The organism is Streptomyces alkaliphilus (genome assembly GCF_014141535.1).
Taxonomy (GTDB): Bacteria; Actinomycetota; Actinomycetes; order Streptomycetales; family Streptomycetaceae; genus Streptomyces; species Streptomyces alkaliphilus.
The window spans coordinates 1-934 of sequence record NZ_VKHT01001442.1; the positions used below are offsets into that span (position 1 = coordinate 1).

Consider the following 934-nt stretch of genomic DNA (forward strand, 5'->3'; position numbering starts at 1 on the left):
GTCCCGAACCCCCTCCGGTCGGGCCCCGGCCCGACCGGAGGGGGTTCGGGACGACCCGTCGCCCGCTCGGGCCGGGCCGCCGGATTTCCCGGCGGCCCGGCGGCCCCGGGGGCGGTGCGGGCCGGGCGGACCCGGTCCCCACCGCCCCCGGGCAGCGGCGCCGGGAGCGCTCACGCCGTGAGCACGTCCGGCCGCACCGAGGTGAAGACGGCGGGCTCCGCGTCGGGGCCGCCGGTCACCCGTACGCCGGCCCCCACCGCGTCCAGGACGTACGCCTGGGCCTCGCCCACGTGGAAGTACATCCCGCGCAGGGTCAGCGAGCCCTCGCGCACCGCCCGTGCGACGCACTCGTGCCGGCTGAGGTGTTCCACCTGCTGCAGGACGTTGGTCAGGCACAACGCCTCCACCCCGTCCGAGGCCGGGCGGGCGTCCAGCCGGGGCGCCGCGCCCCCGGCCGCCTCGAGCCGCTCCAGCGAGGCGCGGCCGTGGCGCAGCCAGCGGTCCAGCGGGCCGGCGCCGCCCTGCCCGGTGCCCGAGGTGCGCAGGGCCTGCATCGCCCCGCACCCGGAGTGGCCGCAGACGGTGATCGAGCGCACCCGCAGGACCGTGACCGCGTACTCGATGGCCGCCGCCACGGAGGTGTCGCCCTCCTCGGTGCCGGGCACCGGCACCAGGTTGCCGACGTTCCGCACGGTGAACAGCGACCCCGGCCCGCTGGAGGTGATCATGCTGGTCACCAGGCGGGAGTCGGCGCAGGTCAGGAAGAGTTGACCGGGTCGCTGCCCCTCGCGGGCCAGCCTCGCCAGCTCGTCGCGGACCAGGGGGGCGGTGTGGGACTGGAAGGTGCGCAATCCGCTGAGCAGCTCGTCCACCGTGTCGGGCACCGCCGACGGGGCCGGCACGACCCCGGGGGCGGTGGGAGTGGGAGATGCCG

At 77.6% G+C, this 934-nt stretch carries 1 protein-coding gene; it reads right to left on the reverse strand.

Annotation, left to right across the window (positions count from 1 at the left end; genetic code table 11):
- Positions 1–170 precede the first annotated feature (170 nt).
- A partial coding sequence (locus FNQ90_RS24985; protein ID WP_323380174.1) for a carbonic anhydrase occupies positions 171–934 on the reverse strand: 764 nt, incomplete at its 5' end.